The 21,837-nt window shown below is 34.6% G+C and carries 17 protein-coding genes and 1 tRNA gene; 12 read left to right on the top strand and 6 right to left on the bottom strand.

Annotation, left to right across the window (positions count from 1 at the left end; all coding sequences use genetic code 11):
• Position 1: 1 nt before the first annotated feature.
• The 4 genes from AVL50_RS24445 to AVL50_RS24430 all read right to left on the bottom strand — a co-directional run bounded on the left by AVL50_RS24445 (position 2) and on the right by AVL50_RS24430 (position 6,549).
• Positions 2–3,379, bottom strand: a complete 3,378-nt coding sequence (locus tag AVL50_RS24445) for a DUF4175 family protein (protein ID WP_063850897.1) — start codon at positions 3,377–3,379, stop codon at positions 2–4.
• Positions 3,380–3,498: 119 nt separating this feature from the next.
• On the bottom strand, positions 3,499–5,262 hold the full coding sequence (locus tag AVL50_RS24440; protein WP_062619375.1) for an ABC transporter substrate-binding protein: 1,764 nt from the start codon (positions 5,260–5,262) through the stop codon (positions 3,499–3,501).
• 155 nt (positions 5,263–5,417) lie between these two features.
• Complete coding sequence (locus AVL50_RS24435; RefSeq protein ID WP_062619374.1) at positions 5,418–6,182, bottom strand: exodeoxyribonuclease III; 765 nt, start codon at positions 6,180–6,182, stop codon at positions 5,418–5,420.
• Between the two features lie 4 nt (positions 6,183–6,186).
• Complete coding sequence (locus AVL50_RS24430) at positions 6,187–6,549, bottom strand: hypothetical protein (protein WP_062619372.1); 363 nt, start codon at positions 6,547–6,549, stop codon at positions 6,187–6,189.
• A 71-nt stretch (positions 6,550–6,620) separates the two neighbouring features.
• On the opposite strand from AVL50_RS24430, the gene AVL50_RS24425 reads away from it, so the two are divergent.
• From AVL50_RS24425 to AVL50_RS24380, 10 genes are all read left to right on the top strand, one after another.
• Positions 6,621–7,322, top strand: coding sequence for a ComF family protein (locus tag AVL50_RS24425; protein WP_062619370.1), 702 nt, complete (start codon positions 6,621–6,623; stop codon positions 7,320–7,322).
• A gap of 122 nt (positions 7,323–7,444) precedes the next feature.
• Positions 7,445–7,520: transfer RNA gene (locus AVL50_RS24420), tRNA-Met, on the top strand.
• Between the two features lie 350 nt (positions 7,521–7,870).
• Positions 7,871–9,055: a transcription antitermination protein NusB gene (locus tag AVL50_RS24415; protein WP_062619368.1), complete on the top strand. Its 1,185-nt coding sequence runs from the start codon at positions 7,871–7,873 to the stop codon at positions 9,053–9,055.
• Positions 9,056–9,076: 21 nt separating this feature from the next.
• Positions 9,077–9,397, top strand: coding sequence for a YtxH domain-containing protein (locus AVL50_RS24410; RefSeq protein WP_062619366.1), 321 nt, complete (start codon positions 9,077–9,079; stop codon positions 9,395–9,397).
• A gap of 172 nt (positions 9,398–9,569) precedes the next feature.
• Positions 9,570–10,043 carry a DUF1573 domain-containing protein gene (locus AVL50_RS24405; RefSeq protein WP_063850896.1) on the top strand — a complete coding sequence of 158 codons (474 nt, stop codon included), beginning with the start codon at positions 9,570–9,572 and terminating at the stop codon, positions 10,041–10,043.
• Between the two features lie 108 nt (positions 10,044–10,151).
• Positions 10,152–10,475 carry a preprotein translocase subunit YajC gene (gene yajC / locus AVL50_RS24400; protein WP_062619654.1) on the top strand — a complete coding sequence of 108 codons (324 nt, stop codon included), beginning with the start codon at positions 10,152–10,154 and terminating at the stop codon, positions 10,473–10,475.
• A 183-nt stretch (positions 10,476–10,658) separates the two neighbouring features.
• Positions 10,659–11,702 (top strand): hypothetical protein, encoded by a 1,044-nt coding sequence (locus AVL50_RS24395; RefSeq protein ID WP_062619364.1) that lies wholly within the window; start codon positions 10,659–10,661, stop codon positions 11,700–11,702.
• A gap of 2 nt (positions 11,703–11,704) precedes the next feature.
• On the top strand, positions 11,705–12,313 hold the full coding sequence (coaE, locus tag AVL50_RS24390; RefSeq protein WP_062619362.1) for a dephospho-CoA kinase: 609 nt from the start codon (positions 11,705–11,707) through the stop codon (positions 12,311–12,313).
• 147 nt (positions 12,314–12,460) lie between these two features.
• Entirely contained in the window at positions 12,461–14,002 is a 1,542-nt protein-coding gene (gene purH, locus AVL50_RS24385) for a bifunctional phosphoribosylaminoimidazolecarboxamide formyltransferase/IMP cyclohydrolase (protein ID WP_044206201.1), read from the top strand.
• Between the two features lie 167 nt (positions 14,003–14,169).
• Entirely contained in the window at positions 14,170–14,430 is a 261-nt protein-coding gene (locus AVL50_RS24380) for a 4a-hydroxytetrahydrobiopterin dehydratase (protein ID WP_256366138.1), read from the top strand.
• On the opposite strand, the gene mutL is transcribed toward AVL50_RS24380, so the two are convergent.
• Both mutL and ettA read right to left on the bottom strand, forming a co-directional pair.
• Entirely contained in the window at positions 14,427–16,439 is a 2,013-nt protein-coding gene (gene mutL, locus AVL50_RS24375; protein ID WP_062619361.1) for a DNA mismatch repair endonuclease MutL, read from the bottom strand. The two genes, AVL50_RS24380 and mutL, sit on opposite strands and share 4 nt — an antisense overlap.
• A 173-nt stretch (positions 16,440–16,612) precedes the next feature.
• Positions 16,613–18,301 (bottom strand): energy-dependent translational throttle protein EttA, encoded by a 1,689-nt coding sequence (gene ettA / locus AVL50_RS24370; protein WP_062619358.1) that lies wholly within the window; start codon positions 18,299–18,301, stop codon positions 16,613–16,615.
• 479 nt (positions 18,302–18,780) lie between these two features.
• Here ettA and AVL50_RS24365 point away from each other — a divergent pair, with 479 nt between their 5' ends.
• Together AVL50_RS24365 and gldN are read left to right on the top strand one after the other, a co-directional pair.
• Complete coding sequence (locus AVL50_RS24365; protein WP_062619357.1) at positions 18,781–20,604, top strand: DUF349 domain-containing protein; 1,824 nt, start codon at positions 18,781–18,783, stop codon at positions 20,602–20,604.
• A 235-nt stretch (positions 20,605–20,839) separates the two neighbouring features.
• The gene (gene gldN / locus AVL50_RS24360) at positions 20,840–21,697 is read left to right on the top strand and encodes a gliding motility protein GldN (protein ID WP_082795992.1); all 858 of its coding nucleotides are present in this window, start codon (positions 20,840–20,842) and stop codon (positions 21,695–21,697) included.
• Positions 21,698–21,837: the final 140 nt, after the last annotated feature.

The following is a 21,837-nucleotide window of genomic DNA, read 5'->3' as shown; positions in this document are numbered from 1 at the left end:
TTCAATCTTTTATCTTTTCAAAGTATTTGTTCACTTCCTGCTTGTAATAGGTATTCAATGAAGTAGGAATTGTTCTCAATAATTCAATCTGAGTTTCTTTTTGTTTTAAGTACTCATCAAAACTATCTGGCGGTGGAATCTGCTTTTGCTGTTTTGCTGTTTCACCTTTTCTTTCTTCATCTTTACCTTTCTCTTTCTTCGCCTTTTCAGACTCAAGCATTCTGGTTAAAATTTCTTTCTGTCTTTTTACTAGCTTATCAGTAAGACGCTTGTTGACCAAGTCATCTTCTGTTTGCTCCATTTGCTTAAGGATTTTCTTATAAGCATCACCTTCTCCAGTACCTTCACCTTCTTTGCCATCTTTATCCTTTCCTTGCATTTGCTCCTGACCTTTACCCATACTTTGCTTCAAAGCATTTCTGATCATTTCCTGCTGTGCTGCAAGTTTAGCAAGTTCTTTTGATAACTCTTTACCAGACTTCCCACTTTTCTTTAAGTTCTCCATCTGTTGGTTTAACTGCTGTTGCATCTGACTTGGACTAGGGGAGGACGATGATTGCTTTTGATTCATCTGTTGTCCTGCCATACTCTGACTCATTTGCTGTTGCATATTATCTAAAATATCGCTCAATAACAAAGCTAGATTGTTAATTGAGGTCATAGAAAATTGTTGCTTACTTGCAGCTACTTCTGGAACTCTTCTTTTAATAGCATCTAAACTTTCATCCATATACTTATTCATATCCGTTACCTCTCTAGTAACAAAAGATTCGATTTGGAATACTCGTTTTGATAACGCAACTAAGCTATCTTCTATATATTTAGAATCATCTCTCAATTTAAGCTGAGTTTGTGATAATTCCACAAATTTAGGGTCAATTCTTCTAACCTCCTTAAAGGATTCCATCAGATTTTCCTGATCGAAGGAAAGTTTGATCAAATTCTCCATGATCTGCCTCAAAGCATCATGATCTTCACTGATCTGTTCCATCTCAGCAGACTGCATACTTTGTTGCATTTGCTTGGCCATCTGTTGCATTTTATTGGCAGCTTTTTTCTGCGATTGATGAGCCTGTTTTTTCTGATTTTGTTTTAACTGTTCAGAGGCATTTTGTTGCTCTTTAGAAATTGATCTTTCATTCGGCGTAAATTGTTCGAAGTCTTGATTAGTTCGTTCCTCCTTATCCATTTTACGAAGTTGATCCATTTCTTGTTTGATTTTATCAAACTTTTCATTCAAGTTATCCTGTTTTTTAACAAGTTCTTTTTTCTCCTCGGCATTTTCTTTTTTCTGTTCTTCAGAAGTAGTCTCGCTTTCGTTGTTTTCTAAGTCCTTTGTTTCCTTTGCCAGCTTCTGTTGTTCCTGTGCCAGGTCTTCTAATTTCTTCGATACCTCATTTGCTTTTTGCTGCATTTGAAGTTTTTTGAAAAGCTTAATCGTACGCTCTAACTCTTGCTTAAGATTCTTCTGTTGCTTCTCAATATTTTTTAAGTTTTCTTGAAGAGATTGATTAATATGATTTTGCTCCATGAGTTTACTCAATTCCTCATAAAGTTTCTTTGTCTCTTCATCATTGATGTCATTAATAATTTTCTGAAGCTGTTCAGACTTTTCTGCTGAGCTTTTATCCTGATCAGAAAATTTATTCTGTTTGTCTTTTAATTCCTGACTTTGTGATTGAAGATTTTCAATTTCTTTTTCTAATGCCTTTCTCTGTTCAATCAGCTTTTGAATATCTTTTTTATCCTGCCAAGTAAGTTGTCTCTTACCTTTTAGTTTTTCTTCCAGTTTCTTTAAATCACGATCCAGTTGATCTGCTTTTGCAAGCGTTTCTTCTAGTTGATCTTTCGTCTCTTCTTTCGTTTGCTCTAAATCTTTTTCAATTTCTTCTGACGTAGGCAACTGAAAAGTATACAAAGGTGTTTTACTTCTTTTGTTTCCGTTGACGCCATCATTGTCGTAAACTTCCACAAAGTACTCCAACTTATCTCCTTCTTTTAAATTGAATTGATCTGTTTGTAATTGATAATAGAAACTTTGATCAATAGCTCTTTTGTTAAATGGAATATCAATTTTCTCAAAAGTATTTGGAGCCTTTTTATCGTCCTTTCTTTTTATTCTATATCTCGTTCTTAATCGAGTAATACCATAATCATCACCAATATTACCACCAAATACCAAGTAGTCATACATCACTGTATCTTGATACTGACGCATACTGATACTTGGGTATTGATCCTTTATGACATTAAGGTAATAGGAGATACTGTCTTTGTTAGTGCCGTAAATATTCGAAAGAGTAACACTGTATTCTGTTGAGTTACTTGAAGTGTATTCAAATTGGAAAACATTGTCATCAATATTCTCGGCATTCTGATTAATGACTAGTTCTTTAAAGTAAAGTCGAATAGAATCAGCTGTTTTAGTATCAAAAAGCCAAGTGATTTTAGAGCCTTCAGGAACTAATAAATTACCAGTATTAGCAATAGTCTCATTATTCTTGTTGGTATACCTAGGATACTCTATTTGAACGCTAAACTTAGAAAGACTAGGTCTAGTGAGCATATTCATCTTAAACTCCTGTGAGTAGTATCCCGCAGCTTTAAATCGGAACCTGATAGGATGTTGTAGCTTTTTGAATACATGACTGAATGAAAAGCCTGGAGTAGAAGCTTCAAGCTTAATTAAAGAACCTTTGTCTGTTTCGATATAAACATCATTCGGGATCGCATCACCTTTTAATTCTACCTTTAATTCAAAATCATCTCCTTTGAAAACATCAAGATCTGATGAAATTAATTCGAAAGAGAAAGGTGCAACAGGAAGGAATTCTTTATCAAACTGAACAATCTTAGGAGTACTTTCAGTAAGTACTTGAGGTTTGATCAGTAAGATACCTATTAAAATACAAAGAGCAGGTAGTAAATATTGATACCAATACCTTAAGTTTTCTTTGTAAGAAATGGCTAATGAGAAATTGATCGGAGAGAATTGCTGATCTCTTTGTTCAAGAGTAGCCTGAATAAGGCTATTCTTCTGATCTTCAGACTGAAGTTGGATAGTATTGAGTAATTTATCGGAGATTTCCGGAAAGTACTTTCCTATTTCTTCAGCCGCTTTTTCATCTGAGATTTGATTGCTAATACCATTCAATTTGGCAACAGGTTTCAATACCCAAATGAATAAAGTATAAACGAAAGTAGAAATGTATAACCCGAACAGAATTGTTCTTGTGGTAGTACCAAAATTATTGAGGTACTCTAAAACACTAAAAAGTAAAAGCAAACCCAGAACAGCGGCAAAGGTTAGAATTGCACCTTTAAGAATTGCATTTCTATACAGCTTTTGTTTATAGGCTTTGATTTTACTTTCGAACATGGGCTATAAATTAACTTTTTAAATAAAACGGGTGTAAAAACCCTTTACTCCTTGAAAAAACAAGACTGATTTTACAATAAAATCAGTCTTATTATTAATCTATAGTAATATAATTAATATTAATTAGTTTTGTCAAAATAAACGGCACTGAAATCACGATATTGCATCGCATTATTAGGAAAATCTTGTACAGAGCGTTGAATTAGTCTGTAACCTTCATCATACCACAGTACAATGAAAGGTGCATCAGCCATAAGAATTTGCTCTGCTTTCATAAAATGTTTCAATGCTTCATCTTGTGTAGTTGCTGCAAGTGCTTTCTCATATTCAACATCAAACTTTGGATTCTTATAACGAATCAAGTTTGGCCATGATTTCTCGTTTGGATTTTCAGGCAATGTTTTAGAGTAGTAAGCCCATAAGTAGTTTTCTGGACTTGGGTAATCTGCAATCCATGCTAAACGCAAGAAATCGTATCTACCCATTATACTCTTTTCAGCAATTTGAGCGAAAGGAGAGAATTTCAATTCGATATTGATATTCAATTTATCTTTCAATTGCTTTTTCACTTCCAATGCAACATTACTGTATTGCTCACCTTCTGTGTTAAGATCCAAAGTGATTTTTGGGAATCCTTTACCGTTAGGGTAACCTGCTTTTGCAAGGTAATATTTTGCAGAATCAATGTTCATCGAATAACCTCTGATCTCACCAATGTCATAGTTTTTGAAAACTGGAGGAGTGATACCGTTGTATCCTTCCATGTAACCTTCACCATTTAAGATGTATTCTAAAATACGTTGTCTATCAATGGCATAGTTGAAAGCTTTTCTAACATTTACATCACTGAAAACCTTGCTTTGGTTATTCAATGCCAAGAATTGCGTTGACATTTCTGGAACCCTTTGAAGACGATATTTGTAATTCGCAGAGCTTTCATCAGATTCTGTTAAGATGTCGATAATATCTTCAGTTGGAATTCTGTACATCATATCCAACTCACCTTTCTTAAACTCTAAGAACTCGATTTTCTTATCCTTGATAAATGAAACAACTATAGCTTTCAAGAAAGGAAGCTTGTTTCCAAACTCGTCAGTTCCGTGATAGTTTTCATTTTTAGAAAGAATGATACTGATATCTTCATCCACAGATGCAATTTGGAAAGGACCTGTACCTACACATTTTGTACGCATGTCATCTCCGTAAAATTCTCTTGCTTCTCTAGGGAAGATAAAAGCACCTGGTCTAGCAAGGTTGTATAAGAACATTGAGTTAGGTTTGATCAAAGTAACTTCAAATGTGTGTTCGTCAATTACTTTAAAACCTGATACTCCTTCAAGACCTTTTGGTGTTCTGATAAATGATAAATCCTCTTTTGTAGCATTATAATATTCAGCAGCCCCTACAACAATATCTGTGAATAGGTGAGCATACTGATTGTTTTTGTTATAAGTACAAATTAGATTGAAACTATAGAAAATATCTTGAGCTGTAAGTTTTTTACCTTTTCCACCTTCAAAACATTTGTCATCATGAAAATAGACATTGTCTTTCAGCTTGAAAGTATAAACTAACTGATCATCTGATTTTGCATAGCTTTCTACAAGACTGGGAGTTACTTGAAGCGTTTGCTGATCAAACTTAAATAACCCTTCGTAAATCTGCGATGCAATTCTATAAGAGTAAATATCAATTATACTGAGTGGGTATAAGTTTTTGATATACTCAGATTCATTCACTCTAAAAACTCCACCGTAATACTTATTTCCTTTAGCTGGGGTTAAAGTATTTTCTTCTGATTTATTGTCAGAATCTCCTGGGGTGCAACCTATGAAGGTTATTAAAGTCAATAAAGAGAATGTAATAGCTATTAGCTTTTTCATCTGCAATGAAATTTTCTATTTGTTACAGTTATACAAAGTGTACAACTAGGATTAATCATTTAATTGAAAGAGATACATCTGATCTGCACAAGACTAAAAATATTCAAAAAATTGATCATTTACTTACAAAAGACCAATTATTTATGAATTTTATTTCAAAAATCAATTTCTACAGGGCAGTGATCAGAATGGAAGGCGTCATTATGCAATACAGCGTTTGTCAATTGACTAGCAAATTCCTTCTGTACCATAAAATAATCGATACGCCAACCTAAGTTCTTTCCGCGAGCTCCTGCTCTATATGTCCACCAACTGTATTTACCAGGACTAGGATCAAATTTTCTGAAAGCATCAACAAAACCTCCTTCTTCGATGAACTTCGTAACCCATGCTCTTTCTGCCGGTTGAAAGCCAGATGTGTTTTTATTTCTCTCTGGGTTATGAATATCTATTGCTTTGTGGCATATATTAAAATCACCACATACAATCAAGTTTTTATAATCTGCTTTTAAACTTTCTATATAATTAAAATAATCATCTAAAAAGCTGTATTTGAAACTTTGCCTCTCGTCTCCAGACGTACCAGAGGGGAAATATGTATTGATCAAAGTGAATTTATCAAACTCACACAGTATCGTTCTACCTTCACAGTCGTATACATCAATTCCCATGCCTATTTTAGTAGATTTTGCAGGGATTTTTGATAAAATAGCGACTCCACTATAACCTTTCTTTTCAGCTGAATGCCAGTAGACATGCTTGTAACCTAAATCTTCAAAAACACTAAGGTCAACTTGCTCTGGATTTGCTTTAACTTCTTGAAGGCAAATAATGTCAGGATTGACAGATGCCACCCATTGGTCGAGCTCTTTTTTAATGGCTGCTCTAATACCGTTTACATTATAGGATATGAGTTTCATTCTTCTAATCTAATAGGTCTGTTTCTTTTTTAAAATACTCTAGTACGTGCCATCTCATGAGTTGCTCTTGTGCAAGTAAATCCATAGATGGAATTTTTTTAAGAAGCTTCCAGTGTGGCCAACCTTCCTGATCCAATCCTTCTAATTCATAATACCCAGAATAGCTCAGCACTTTACAAGTGGCAATATGAATTAGATCTTGTTTTTCTTCTTTTGAAAATGGAATAGGTCCTTTTCCTAGTTCTTGAACCCCAATCATAAATAGAATGCTATTCAGATCATTAGGTTGTTTTTCAAATACTTCTGTCAAAGCACTAATAAGTCTAGACCATTCAGTTTTTATATTTTCTAAATCTTCGTTTTCCAACTTTTAATTAATTTATCTGATTGAATAATTCGCTAATTTTGAACGACGTTTCCAAACTAATTATTTTTTCAATGCATAATATTACTAAACTTTTTGATTTAATCTTCTACAGCCTATTTCCTAAGACATGTGTTCATTGTGATTCGCTTCTAAAAGAGGGGGAAGAAATACTTTGCTTTAAATGTCATTTTGAAATAATTAGCTATCCTTTCAGCTGGGATTTATCTGAAGATAACTATATCACCAATAAATTTCAATTCAGATTACCTTTGAAACAAGCAGCTTCTTTTTTTGTTTTTGAAAATTCTTCGGTGGTTCAGAGCTTAATTCATAATTTAAAATACAAAGGAAATCAGAGGATAGGAAAGTGGATTGCAGATTTTTACCTTGATCATAAGAAGAAAACATTTTTTGAGGATATAGATGTAATTGTCCCTGTGCCACTTCATACTAAAAGAAACAAAGAAAGAGGATATAATCAGGTTGATGTGTTATGTGAGTCTATTGCTACCATAACCAATATTCCTTACAATAAGAAGGCCGTAAAGCGTGTAAAGTATACTACATCGCAGACCAAAAAATCTAGAGAGCAACGGTTGAAAAGTATGGAGGATGTCTTTACGATTCCACTTCCAGAAGTTGTTTCTGGTAAGAATATCCTGATAGTGGATGATGTGTTAACTACAGGTGCAACTGTGGAGTCTTTAGGAAGAACACTGGTTAAAAGTGGAGCTAAGACCATTTCTATATTATCCATTGCAGTCAAAATGTAATGAAATAGATGATTTTTAAAATTTACTCCTCTGCATTATAGTATGTTAACTCTTTACTTTAAAAGTTTATTTGGTTGGTAAAAAATAAACCTCTACTTTTGCACAGCATTTAAGAAAAACAGTGCGGGGTGGAGCAGTTGGTAGCTCGTCGGGCTCATAACCCGAAGGTCATCAGTTCGAGTCTGGTCCCCGCTACCAAGCAGGGCTAGTCAATAAAACGACTAGCCTTTTTTTATTGCATTCCAAGTAACATTAAAGGGGAAGTTACGCTTTGTTCATCAAGCAAAATCTAAGACTTGCTAAACAAACATCTCATCTTTAAGAATACTTAAATATCTGATTATCATGTATGAAATGCCATAATTAGATAGTATCTTAGAGTATGTTTGTTTGCTGTTTGAAAGAGAATCCTATCCATTTATTCCCTTTTCCACATCATTTATATAACATACTCTCTTAATAAAGTTGATTGACGAGAACTTTCTAATCCTCGTTGCCGTCAACTAAATGTAAATGTTCTTTAGGTTTTTAGGAAAAAATATAAATCCATGCTCAACAGAAGATTATTACGCATCAAAGTGATGCAAAGCGTTTATGCATTTAAGCAAAGTAAAGCTTCTAACAAAGAATTAACAATTGATAAAATCAAGGCTGAATTCAGAGAAGAATTTTTGGAGTTAGGCCAAGAGGAAAAAGCTAGAATTGATGAAGAGCAAGCAAAAGTAATTGAGTATTTCAATAACTATGTGGATGAAGATACTGAGGCTTCTACTGAAAACCTAGACGCTAAGCTTTTGAAAGTAGCTTCTAATGCAAGAAGTCATTATGAAGAATTGGTATCGAATGATCAGCTTGATTTCAGAAAAAGAATGGTGATTGAGACAGAACAGTTATTTACAAAGTATTTAAAGCTATTGTCTTATATCATTGATATCTCAGTGCTTTCTAAAAAAGAATTAGAGCGTAAAACAGAAAGAGGTGCTAGAAACACTGAAATGGACCAAAAGTTTGTGGATTGGTTCTACAATAATACCGCTTTCAAACTGTTAAGAGAAGATGCTGCTTTAAACGAAATTCTTTCTGAAAAGAAATTAAGAAGAATTGAGGACGATGAAAGAGTGTTGGAATGGTTGAGAATTTTGAAGAAAGATGAGGAGATAGTATCTCAAATTGAAGATCTTTTAAAAGAATCAAATTCATTTGAAACACAGCAGGAGATATTACGTTTAATTGTTAGAGACTTCATCTTTAAAAATGAGGTGATTGAATCTACATTTGAAGCAGAAGATTTAAACTGGTCGGAAAACAAGAAAATACTTAGAAGTATGGTGTTGAAGACTGTGAAGAATCTTAGTGAGGGAGAGGAGACAGAAATCCTTTCAATTTCTAAGAACTGGGATGAGGATAAAGAATTCTTTGAAGACCTTTATACTTATACTTTAAATCAAGAGGAAAGCTTCAAAGGAATTATTGAAAGCAAATCCAAAAAATGGGCTGTTGATAGAATTGCTAAAGTAGATGGTATCTTGATCAATATGGCATTGGCAGAAATGTTGAACTTCAGAAATATTCCTGTAAAAGTGACCATAAATGAATTTATTGAGATCTCTAAGCAATATAGTACGCCAAAAAGTTGGCAGTTTATCAATGGTATGTTAGATTCAATCTCTGAAGAGCTTCAAAACGAAGGGAAGATCAAGAAGAGTGGAAAAGGCTTACTAGATAACAAATAATTAAACAATATTACTTTTAAGATGGCAAAAAACGGTGGAAATTCATTTTTAGGCTTTGTTGCCGGTGCTGCAGCAGGTGCTTTATTAGGCGTTTTATTCGCTCCAGATAAAGGAAGAAATACAAGAGAACGTCTTTCATATAAATTAGATAAGTATCGTGAAGATCTAGAAGATCTTGTAGAAGACTTAATGGAAGAAAGAAACATTGCCGTTACAGCTGCAAAATCTGAAGGCCAGAAAGTGATTGATGATGCAATCAAGCGTGCCGAAGAATTAATGGGAGAAGTTGATGCTATTAAAGAAAGCATTGCGGAACCTATTTTAGAGGATGACAATGAATAATTTTAATATATTCTAGATTCAAGGCAAGGAAAAAGTGATTTCCTTGCCTTTTTTCATCAAAAAGTTTTTTATAATTGTGTTTCAAGGAGTGAAGTAAGTAATGTTAATATTATTCTTAACTTTAAACCTACAATAAATATCAGTTATAGGTAAAATCTAATTTTTTAGAAAAATGAAATTCATAAAAGCACTTTCAGTTCTAGCCTTAGCAACATTAATGATCGCTTGTGGTGAGAAGAAATCGGAATCTTCTGCTACTGCTGAATCAACAAAAGTAGAAGTAGTACAAGGTACAGTAGCACCTACTGGGCCTGTAGCTAAATTTCAATTCGAAGAAAAAGAATTTGATTTTGGTGAAATTACAGAAGGAGATAAGGTAACACACGTATTCAATTATAAGAATACAGGTGAGGTACCTTTATTAATCACAAATGTGAGAACTACTTGTGGATGTACAGCACCTAACTGGAGTAAAGAACCTTTAGCTCCAGGTGAGACAGCTGAATTAACAGTTTCTTTCAACAGTGCTCATAAAAAAGGAACACAAGTGAAAAGAGTTACAATCAGTGCCAACGTAGAAGATGGTATGGATGTAGTAACAATCAGAGCTAAAGTGAATCCTAAAGAAGAAAAAGCAACAATGTAATTCTGCTTTTTTCTTATAATTCACAAAAAAAAACCTCTATTAGGAAATATACCTAGTAGAGGTTTGTATTTTTGTGGCTCATATAAATAATAATACATTATGCTTACAATGAACATACTTTTACAAGCTGCAGGACAGTCAGCAAATATTATGAATTTGATCTTTATCGTGGGGATGGTAGCAGTATTCTACTTCTTTATGATAAGACCTCAGCAAAAGAAACAAAAGGAACAACAAAAGTTTTCTGATGCTGTGAAGAAAGGGCAAATGGTAGTAACTGTAAGCGGTATGCACGGAAAAGTATTTGAAGTAAACTCTTCTACAGTGGTTTTAGAAATTGATAGAGGTGTGAAAGTAACTTTTGAGAAATCTTCAATTTCAGCTGAAAATACTAATATCGTATTTGGTCCAAAAAAAGATAAAAAAGCTTAAGGAATCACTTTCTGAAAAGCTTATAAAATAAATTTTCTGCCGTTGTACAAATTAAATTGTGCAACGGTTTTTCTTTTTCAGTACATTGCAGTATTGAATAAATAAGAATTAAATTCTGGTACTTCACTTCTATTGAGAAAAGAGCAGATTTGGAACATGCTCTTAGAGGTTTTAAATTAGAATATGCCTGATAATAAAAAATATCATATACCTGATTTTGAAAAGCTCGTTGAGTGGTCAAAACAAAAACTGGATGAACTTATAGAAGACAGTAGCTTTTTCCAAGAAATAAAAACTTGGGACTGGAGTGCTATGATGATCTGTTTCATGACCGCGTTTATTTTCTGGATTTTTCATTCCTTAAATGATGATCATACATCAACAATAGAAATTCCTGTAGATGTAAAAGTAAAGGAAGATAATGTTGTGGCTTTGCAGGAACCGCCTCAATATGTGAGCGTGAATGCCACAGGTAATGGATGGACATTGCTATCGAAATCATTAGGTGTAGGAAAAAGCAAACTTACTATAAACCTAGAGGATCCAGTTTCAGTAAAATATCTGGCAGGAAAGTTTTTATTAAAAGAACTTTCACAAGTATTGAAAGGCTTAAAAGTAAATTATATTCTAGAAGATACATTGTCCTTTAATTATGATACACTTACTAACAAGAGGCTGGCAATAGAAATTGATTCTTCATCATTTCATTTCCAAAATGGTTATAGAAGAGTAGGAAAAATCAATGTCACTCCAGATAGTGTAACATTTAGGGGACCTGCAACGGAACTTTCGAAGTATCCTGATGTGTTAGTTCTTAGATCGGATGATGTGGAACCGATTGCAGAAGATTTAAATGAATACATACCGATAGAAACACCTTTTAAAAATCAGAAACGATTAGTAGTTTCGCAGTATGATGAGGTGAAAGTGCAGTTTGATGTACATTATTTTATCTCTTCAACAGAAAAAACGCGTATTTTAAGAGTAAACTTTCCTCAAGTAGAAGATTCAACATTTTTATTAGATCCAAAGGATGTTTATATTAGCTATATCATCAGAGAAGACCTAATCAATAGTATTGACTCTATCCCTGTGGTCGTTGACTTCAAGGATATTAATTGGGCAGATTCTACGGTAACACCAAAGGTGTTTTTAGACAATGACAATTACGAGAACATTTTACTCTCACCGAAGCACCTTAGAGTGCAAAAAACGAAATTAAATTAAACATGCAGGTAGGAATTACTGGCGGTATTGGGGCTGGTAAAAGTTTTATATGTAGAGTTTTCAAAGTGTTGGGAACACCTATTTATAATGCAGATGCCAGTGCTAAGATGCTAATGACCGAAGACCTAGAGATTATAAATGAAATTAAAAAGGTTTTTGGAGAAGAAGCTTATTTAGAAAATGGTAAACTAAATCGAGCTTATTTAGCGAATCAGATTTTTAATGACCAAAAAAAGCTAACAGCTATCAATGAAATTGTTCACCCTCGGGTAGCTACTCACTATGAAAATTGGGCTCAAATCCAGTTAAGAAAACATCCTTATGTCGTAAAAGAAGCGGCTTTGATGTTTAGTAATGGTAACTATAAAAAAATGGATAAGGTCATTGTCGTTGATGCACCTATTGAGAAAAGAATTCAAAGGGTAGTAGCTAGAGATCATCGTTCGCCAAAGCAAATTGAAGATATCATTGAGAAGCAGAAAAAAGAAGAGGATTTATTTGGTCTAGCGGATTATAGATTGAATAATGACGACTCTACTTTACTGATTCCTCAGATTATAGAACTTCACAAAACTTTTTCAGTAGGTGAAAAAGAAAGTGAATTAATCTAAACTTGATAATTAATTCATTAGAAAGACTAAAAATTGCAGTGTAAAAACTATAATTTTTGGTCTTTTTTATTTTATGAGTCTTTTTTTAAACATGAAATGATTAATTTCGCGCTATAATCACAAATCAAAGATTATCAATAAAATAATATGAAAAAGGTCGAGTCAGCACTCATTTCGGTTTTTTACAAAGACAATCTAGCGCCAATTGTAAAACTGTTACAAGAAAATGGTGTCACAATTTATTCAACAGGTGGCACACAGAGTTTTATAGAAGAACTAGGAGCCGAAGTAACGGCTGTTGAAGACTTAACTTCGTACCCTTCTATCCTTGGAGGACGTGTTAAAACTTTGCACCCTAAAATCTTTGGAGGTATCCTTAATAGAGGAGACAACGAAACAGATCAAGCTCAAATCGCAGAATACGATATTCCAAACATCGATTTGGTAATCGTGGACTTGTATCCATTTGAGGAGACTGTAGCTTCAGGAGCTGAGCATCAAGCAATCGTAGAAAAAGTAGATATCGGTGGTATCTCTTTGATCCGTGCTGCTGCTAAGAACTACAAAGATACTTTAATTGTATCTTCAAGAGAGCAGTATGATGAAGTAGCTCAAATCTTATCAGAGAAAAACGGAGCAACAGATCTTAAAGATCGTTTACGTTTCGCTGCAAAAGCATTTGACATCTCATCTCACTATGACTCAAAAATCTTTGAGTACTTCAATAGTGTTGTAGCTGAAGAGGAAGAAGAAATTCCAAGCTTGAAAGTATCTGAGCGTTCTGCTAAGACACTTCGCTACGGTGAAAACCCTCATCAAAAAGGAACTTTCTACGGTGAGTTATCAGAAATGTTCGACCAGCTGAATGGTAAAGAACTTTCTTACAATAACTTGGTTGACGTTGACGCTGCAGTAGCATTGATCGATGAATTCCCAGCTGAGGAAGGAGCTGCATTTGCAATCTTGAAGCATACAAATGCTTGTGGTGTTGCTTTAGGTAGCGATATCAAAGATGCTTATGTAAAAGCATTAGCTTGTGATCCTGTTTCTGCTTTCGGTGGTGTATTGATCAGTAATAAAGAAATTGATTTAGCAGCAGCTGAAGAAATTCACAAATTATTCTGTGAAGTAGTTATCGCTCCTGGTTTTGCAGAAGATGCATTAGCATTATTAAAAGGAAAGAAAAACCGTATCATCCTTAACAGAAAAGAAGTAACTGTTGGTAAGGTTCAGTACAAATCATTATTAAATGGTGTATTGGCTCAAGACAAAGACCTTCAAACTGAAACTTGGGAAGATTTGAAAACGGTAACTGAAAAAGCACCTTCAGATGCACAAACTGCCGCTTTACTTTTTGCTAACAAAATCTGTAAGCACACTAAATCTAATGCTATCGTTTTAGCGAAAGATGGTCAGTTGTTTGCAAGTGGTGTTGGTCAAACTTCAAGAGTAGATGCTTTAAACCAAGCGATCTTGAAAGCGAAAAGCTTTGGATTTGATTTATCAGAAGCTGTAATGGCATCAGATGCATTCTTCCCATTCCCTGACTGTGTAGAGATTGCACAAAAAGAAGGAATTGAAGCTGTAATCCAGCCAGGTGGATCGATCAAAGATCAAGATTCAGTTGATTTCTGTAACAACAATGGTGTTGCTATGGTAATGACAGGTGTTCGTCATTTCAAACACTAGAATATAAATAAAGCACTTTGCTTTTAAAGAAACCGATGCCTTAGGGTGTCGGTTTTTTTTATTCTATTGCTATAAACTATTTGCCATATATTACTCTTTTAAACATGTTATCATTAGTTTAGTTATAAAGAAGAGATAATTCTTTCTTTAAAAAAACTTCACATAAGATTTTAAACACATATAACAGGAAAATGAGTTGGATAGAAAAAGACAATAAACTCCAAAAGACTTTTACTTTTAAAGACTTTTCAGAAGCTTTTGCCTTTATGACAAGGGTAGCATTTTTAGCGGAGCAGCATCAGCATCACCCTAATTGGTCAAATGTTTGGAATACAGTAGAAATACACCTGACCACACATGACGCAGGTAATACTGTCACAGAAAAAGATAAGAATTTAGCTGAAGCTATTGATCAGTTGTTGGATTAGCGGATATTGAATAAGCCCTCAATTTGAGCGGTATCCATTAATACAACTGTTTTCTTTCCGTCAGGTGTATAGTTTGGAGACTCGCAAGAGAAAAGTTGTTCAATCATAGATTTCATCTCTTGTAATTCTAATACCTGACCACTCTTGATGCATGCTCTTTTTGCTAATGCTCTCGCAATGTTTTCATTAGCAGAAAGACGCAATTCTTGATTGTGTTTTACTTGCTCAAGTAGTTCTTCTAGGATTTCTTGTTCATCACCACCTTGTATGATGGCCGGAATACCTTTAATTAGAATCTCATTATTTTCTTCCATTGAAAAACCAAAGCCTAAAGCAGTGATTTCTGGAGAAAATTCAGTAAATAACACAAAATCAGAAGGATTCAATGCTACTTTTTTAGGGAAAAGCAGTTGCTGTGAAACACCTGAAGAATTATCAATTTGTAATAGAAATTTTTCGTATAAGATACGCTCATGTGCTGCTTCTTGATTCATGAGCATCACACCGGATTTTACCTGATACATAATAAACTTCTGATGTAACTGTGTAGGAATTACATTGTCTGAAGGAAAACCTTCATTGTCCGAAAGCTTTTCAATAGATTGGTCAATATCGTTGGCTCTTGAACTATATGTAATTGGTTCATCAGGAGTTTCAGAAGTAGAGAAATTATTAGAAGAAATTTGTTCTTCATCTGGATTCCAAGGTGTGAAATCTGGTAAATCACCCGCTTCTTTATTACTCCAAGAATTCAATCTAGAGGAAACCTTTACGAAATCTTCTCCATTATTGTCTTGTTCAAAAGGAACATTCAATACAAAATCATCCAATGGAGTAGAAGTGCTACTCATATTGTCTGAAAAAGTATTTGAGTTGCTTTCTGAAGGAGAGGGTAAATCTGGAAGGTTAGAGGAAATTTCAATACTGTCTATACTCGGAGGAGTAGAAGTAAGAACAGGTCCTTTCTCTTCATCTTTTGCAAAGTTGACATCAATGCCAAAATCAATAGAAGGGGCAACTCCATAGCTTGCCAATGCTTGTTTTACAGCGGCACTAACAATAGCATAAGTTGTTCTTTCATCAGCAAATTTCACCTCTGTTTTTGTAGGATGAACATTCACATCCACATTAGCAGGATCCAATTCAATGAATAAAAGATAGAAAGGGAAATGATTATCTGGAAGTATTGTATCATAAGCCGTCATGATGGCATGATTCAATGCAGAGTGTTTGATATACCTTCCATTGACAAAGAAAAACTGTTCACCACGTGTTTTCTTTGCGTTTTCAGGCTTCCCGATATAACCTTTTACTTTGATTACTCCCAAATCCTCTTGACAAGGATAAAGTTGTTCTTGATAAGATTTACCGAACATGGAAACAATACGCTTTGCAATATTTCCAGCTCTTAAATTATAGATTTCTTTATCTTCAGAAATCATGGTCATTGAGATTTCAGGGTGAGCCAATGCCACTCTCTGGAATTCATCAATGATATGTTTTAATTCAACAGGATTCGATTTTAAGAATTTTCTTCTTGCAGGAACATTGAAGAAAAGGTTTTTTACAGAAAATGCAGTTCCTTTAGGAGTACTGATTGGTTCTTGATTTTTCACTTCAGAACCTTCTATTTCTAATAGAATACCCAATTCATCTTCTTCTCTTTTAGTTTTGACGGCTACTTGAGCTACTGCTGCGATAGAAGCAAGTGCTTCACCTCTAAAACCAAAAGTGTTGATATTAAAGAGATCATCAGAAGAACCTATTTTAGAAGTTGCATGACGTTCAAAACTCATTCGTACATCAGTTTCAGACATACCGCATCCATTATCAATCACTTGAATTAATGTTTTACCGGCATCTTTTACTTTTAGCACGATAGAGTTACTACCAGCATCGATGGCATTTTCCACCAATTCCTTTACCACTGAAGCAGGGCGTTGCACCACTTCTCCGGCTGCAATTTGATTGGCTAATGACTCAGGTAATAATCGTATGACGTCTTGCATATTTAATTCTTAACTATATTTGATATAGTGATTTTTCAAAAATCTTGTTGAAAAAATTCAATAAAAAAGAATCTCATCAGAATTACAAAAATAACCTCTTTTTGTTTAAAAAAAATGCTTCTATTATCATTATTAGATAAAAGAAGCATCTTTTAGAAAAGTTTGTAAAAAAACTATTTCATCAATTTTTTATATTTCAATCTTTTTGGCGTTGTATCACCTACTTCTTCTCTTCTCTTCGCTTCATACTCTGAGAAGTTACCTTCGAAGTAACGTACTTTTGAATCACCTTCAAATACCAATAAGTGAGTAGCTAAACGATCAAGGAACCAACGGTCGTGTGAAATAATCACGGCACAACCAGCAAAGTTCTCTAATGCTTCCTCTAACGAACGCATAGTGTTAACATCCAAATCGTTGGTAGGCTCATCAAGTAACAACAAGTTGGAACCTTCTTTTAAGGTCATCGCTAACTGTACTCTGTTTCTCATACCACCAGAAAGATCACTGATTTTTTTCGATTGATCATTTCCTGCAAAGTTGAACTTACTCACATAAGCTCTTGAGTTGACTTGCTTGCCACCAATTTCCATGAGTTCATTCCCATCAGAAATGGTTTCCCAAACAGTTTTTTGAGGATCCATCAAAGCATGTTCTTGATCTACATATCCAATCTCAACTGTATCACCTACATCAAAAGTACCGCTGTTGGGTTGAAGTTGACCTGTGATCAATTTGAATAAAGTAGTTTTACCTGCACCGTTTGGACCGACGATACCTACAATACCACCTTGAGGTAACGTGAAATTTAAGTCTTCATAAAGTACTTTATCATCAAAAGCCATAGAAACACCTTTCGCTTCGATTACTTTACTACCCAATCTTGGTCCAGCAGGGATGTAAAGTTCTAACTGTTGTTCTTTCTCCTTCGCTTCTTCGTTTAAGAGATTTTCGTAAGACGATAAACGCGCTTTTTGTTTGGCATGTCTACCTTTAGGAGTCATACGGATCCAGTCCAACTCACGCTCTAATGTCTTCTGACGTTTTGATTCTTGCTTTTCTTCCTTCGCTAAACGCTTTTGTTTCTGATCTAACCAAGAAGAATAATTTCCTTTCCAAGGAATACCTTCACCACGGTCCAACTCAAGAATCCACCCTGCCACATTATCCAAGAAATAACGGTCGTGGGTTACGGCAATTACAGTACCTTTATATTGTTGTAAATGTTGCTCCAACCAGAATACTGACTCCGCATCCAAGTGGTTGGTTGGTTCGTCAAGTAGCAGAACATCAGGAGCTTGTAATAATAATCTACATAAAGCGACTCTACGTTTCTCACCACCAGAAAGTACACCTACTTTTTGATCTTCAGGAGGACAACGCAAAGCATCCATTGCTCTTTCTAACTTGCTGTCTAATTCCCAAGCATCAAGATTATCTAATTTCTCTTGTACTTCTCCTTGACGCTCAATGAGTTTGTTCATTGCGTCAGGATCTTCAAGAATCTCAGGCTCAGCAAATTTCAAGTTGATTTCCTCAAATTCCTGAAGTAAATCTACCGTTTCTTTAGCTCCTTCTTGAACAACTTCTTTCACCGTTTTTTCAGGATCTAGTTGTGGTTCTTGCTCTAAGTAACCAATGCTATATCCTTGAGAAAAAACGACTTCACCACGATACTCTTTATCAACTCCTGCAATGATTCTTAAAAGAGAAGATTTACCTGATCCGTTTAGACCTAAGACACCAATTTTGGCTCCGTAGAAAAAGGATAAATAAATATTTTTAAGGACCTGTTTATTAGGTGGGTATACTTTTGTGACACCCGCCATTGAGAAGATTACAGTTTCGTTATTGTTGCTCATATCTTTAAATTATTGAACTAAAAACTCTTATTTTCCGTAAATGTAGGAGAATACTTAAATTAATCACTAATAAAAGTGAGTATATCGTGGTAAAATTTGCAAATCAAAATCAAAGGTAGCAAATTGCATAATAATTAGAGAATGTGAGAAAAACACCATGTATTTAATATAAAGTGGCACAATTCTTATAACTTATTTAAGTATATATCTCATTCGTAGTAAATATATAGTTTGACTAATAAAAATAATTTAAAAACGTATAGATAAAAATTACAGTTAATTTAAAAAATTATCATAATTCGGTTTGTAAGAGACTATCAGAAACTATTGATCATTTCAATTCTTAAAGTTGATCAAATACATTTTAATACTACGTTAATGACTAAGTATTAATTGATATTATCTTCACCAATTTATTTTATTAATAATTTAATCAACAGCTTTTATTATCATTTAAAAGACCAAACAGGCGAATAGCGATGTCAGATTCCCAAATTATCGAGCACAAGAACATTACAGAGTACGGCTATGTACAAGATGGTAAAGTATTTTTAAGAGGATATTACCATTTCCAAGACAGAGAAATTGGAGTCGTAAGAGAAAGTGAAGAAGAGAGTTTACAATATTTTGTAGACCGTTTCACTATGGTAACAAACAAAGTTTTAGCAGTTAAAGAAGCAGTACACACAGCAGAGAACAAAGGTTCATTCTTAATGAAGCTTATTCACATGCGTACTTACTTAGCTTCATTCAACGGCTTAGGTGACTTTACTGAACTTTATGAAATCATCAATGTATTAGAAGATGAAATCAACGAGTACATTTCAGTCAACAGAGCTAAAAACCTAGAAATTAAAACTGCTCTTCTAAAAGAAGCTGAACAGTGGAAAGATAGCACTGATTGGAAAGAAGCTTCTCTTCGTTTCAAAGAAATTAAGATGAACTGGATTAAGACAGGTTCTGCTATCAAAGAAGAAGAAGAAGAACTGTCTACGAAGTTTAACCAATATATGGATGACTTCTACCAAGCTAGAAGTGATTTCTACGAAAAACAAAACGCTCTTCACGAAGAATACATTGATCAGTTTGAAGCATTATTGATCAAAGTAAGAAGGATCAACCGTATGGGCGGTGGTGAAGACCACGTTCAAGAGGTTAAGGATTTACAAGCTCAATGGAGAGAAGTTGGAAATGTGCCTAAGAAGAAAATGGGCTTCTTATTCCAAGATTTCAAACGTGAGACTGCAAAATTCTTCAGCTCTATCGGTGGTGGTGGATACCAACAACGTGATGGTGGTGGATATCAGCAACGTGGCGGTGGCGGATACCAACAACGCGGTGGTGGTGGATACCAGCAACGCGGTGGTGGCGGATACCAGCAACGTGGCGGTGGCGGATACCAGCAACGCGGTGGTGGCGGATACCAGCAACGTGGCGGTGGCGGATACCAGCAACGCGGTGGTGGCGGATACCAGCAACGTGATAATGGCGGATACCAACAACGTGGTGGTGGCGGATACCAGCAACGCGGTGGTGGCGGATACCAACAACGTGATAATGGTGGATACCAACAACGTGGCGGATACCAACAACGTGATAACGGTGGTTACCAACAACGTGGTGGTGGCGGATACCAACAACGCGATAATGGTGGTTACCAGCAACGTGGTGGTGGCGGATACCAACAACGCGATAATGGTGGATACCAACAACGTGGCGGATACCAACAACGTGACAATGGTGGATACCAACAACGTGATAACAACTATGGTGGAGGCGGTGACAGACCAGCGTATAGCACAAGAGATATGGGTGGTATGTCAAACAAAGCTCCACTAGAGTCTAAAAAGGATTTACTAGAAACAGCTGAAAAGTACTTAAGCGATGGCGCACCATTCAACATTGCTAACATTAAGCAATTACAAAATGGTTGGAAATCATTAGGTAAAGAGCCTTCTCAAGAAGATAAAGAAATGAACTTACGTTTCCGTATCGTTTGTAACGAAATCTTCGAGAGTCACTTCTTAGAGCGTACTGCTAAGAACGAGGAGCCAGACTTATACAGCTTATCTGATTTCGAGCAATTGAAAATCAAATTAGATATCCTTAGAGAGTCTATCCGTAAAGACGAACAAGAATTATTTGAATTCAACGCGAAGTATTCTTCGATTTTATCTTCTCCAAATGCGGAGCAAAACACAGAGAATTATGCTTTATACCAAGAGCGTAATAACTATGTGAACAAATTGAAGACAAAACAACGTATCCTTAAGAAATTAGAAGATAAGTTGTTAGCAATGTAATTCAAAATAGAAATATTTTAATAAAAGTGCCTTGAACGAAAGTTTAAGGCACTTTTTTGTTATGGAAAATTTCTCTAAAAAATAGAGGTGTAACCCTAAAATTCCTTTAATCTTAAACCTAGTCTTACATCATTTTCTTCATTAACAGTAAATCCTCTTTAAATTTACCACTTTATGAATGTGGCATGATATTTTTATTAAGTATGGTACAATATGAAATAATCCATCTATCATTATGCAGAACAGAATATTTATATATATCCTAACAGCTTTTTTATTCATAGTAAGCAATGAGTCAAAAGCTCAGATGGCAGATACTTTGACGAACCCTCACTCTGTGATGAATATTCAGAATTATGAAGTGATGTGGAAAAAATCGCTTTGGTTTAGGGTTAATTTACAGACTAAAATCAATTATGGATTCTTTTCTAAAAACAAGGAGTTAACTAAAATAATAATTGATGCTGTAAAGAATGATAGGATTGTACCTTATACAAGTGACACCTTAGAAACAAGACTGTCTAAAGAAGAATTCTTGTCTCGATTGATTATTCCTCAAACAACTGGAGAAACAATTGATGATGATGATGAAGCTTGGGGTGATATTGATGGAATGACTTTCAAAAATGAAAGTGGACAAAAGCCAGGTGAGGAGTATTCTCCTGATCGATTATGGGCTATTGAACTAAAGGTGGATAGAGTTTTTGATAAGAGAAGATCAAAAATGTACAATGATTTGGTGGCTATCAACTTGATTATTCCTGCATCTGAAAATCCTAAAGGTATTGATATTGAATTAGGTTCTTTCTCTTACAGAGAATTGAATGAACTAGTGTTTCATAAAAGAGATGAAAATGGTAAGCTGGTAGAAGACCCGGATGCTATCTGGTACAATGCAGCCAATTCGGCTCAAAACAGAAACTTAGGAGATGCATTTGCATTGGAGTTATACGATGGAAGATTGATTAAATTTGAAAACCCTCAAAATAATTCAATCATCATGATGTATGGAAATAATAAACAGTCGCTTTACCAATCACAAGAAGCTGTTTATAAATTGATGGAATACGAAGCCCTATTATGGGAATATTAAAACATTTATGTAATATATATTAAAGTCATATCATCGATATGACTTTTTTTGTATCTTTAATAAGATCGAAAAGACAACTTTCCATAAGAACAGATTTGAGGTTTTAATTTTTTTAAATAATGACTTAAATGATGTTCAAA

Origin of the sequence: Flammeovirga sp. SJP92, from assembly GCF_001583495.1 — a bacterium.
Lineage (GTDB): Bacteria > Bacteroidota > Bacteroidia > Cytophagales > Flammeovirgaceae > Flammeovirga.
The sequence above is the reverse complement of the archived record's forward strand: the minus strand, read 5'-3'. Positions and strand labels throughout refer to the sequence as shown.

Coding starts and splice junctions, on each gene's coding strand:
- AVL50_RS24410 (WP_062619366.1), top strand. CDS start 9,077: ATGGCAAAAAACGGTGGAAATTCATTTTTAGGCTTTGTTGCCGGTGCT.
- mutL (WP_062619361.1), bottom strand. CDS start 16,439: ATGCAAGACGTCATACGATTATTACCTGAGTCATTAGCCAATCAAATT.
- AVL50_RS24395 (WP_062619364.1), top strand. CDS start 10,659: ATGCCTGATAATAAAAAATATCATATACCTGATTTTGAAAAGCTCGTT.
- coaE (WP_062619362.1), top strand. CDS start 11,705: ATGCAGGTAGGAATTACTGGCGGTATTGGGGCTGGTAAAAGTTTTATA.
- AVL50_RS24445 (WP_063850897.1), bottom strand. CDS start 3,379: ATGTTCGAAAGTAAAATCAAAGCCTATAAACAAAAGCTGTATAGAAAT.
- gldN (WP_082795992.1), top strand. CDS start 20,840: ATGCAGAACAGAATATTTATATATATCCTAACAGCTTTTTTATTCATA.
- yajC (WP_062619654.1), top strand. CDS start 10,152: ATGAACATACTTTTACAAGCTGCAGGACAGTCAGCAAATATTATGAAT.
- ettA (WP_062619358.1), bottom strand. CDS start 18,301: ATGAGCAACAATAACGAAACTGTAATCTTCTCAATGGCGGGTGTCACA.
- AVL50_RS24440 (WP_062619375.1), bottom strand. CDS start 5,262: ATGAAAAAGCTAATAGCTATTACATTCTCTTTATTGACTTTAATAACC.
- AVL50_RS24405 (WP_063850896.1), top strand. CDS start 9,570: ATGAAATTCATAAAAGCACTTTCAGTTCTAGCCTTAGCAACATTAATG.
- AVL50_RS24425 (WP_062619370.1), top strand. CDS start 6,621: ATGCATAATATTACTAAACTTTTTGATTTAATCTTCTACAGCCTATTT.
- AVL50_RS24435 (WP_062619374.1), bottom strand. CDS start 6,182: ATGAAACTCATATCCTATAATGTAAACGGTATTAGAGCAGCCATTAAA.
- AVL50_RS24365 (WP_062619357.1), top strand. CDS start 18,781: ATGTCAGATTCCCAAATTATCGAGCACAAGAACATTACAGAGTACGGC.
- AVL50_RS24415 (WP_062619368.1), top strand. CDS start 7,871: ATGCTCAACAGAAGATTATTACGCATCAAAGTGATGCAAAGCGTTTAT.
- purH (WP_044206201.1), top strand. CDS start 12,461: ATGAAAAAGGTCGAGTCAGCACTCATTTCGGTTTTTTACAAAGACAAT.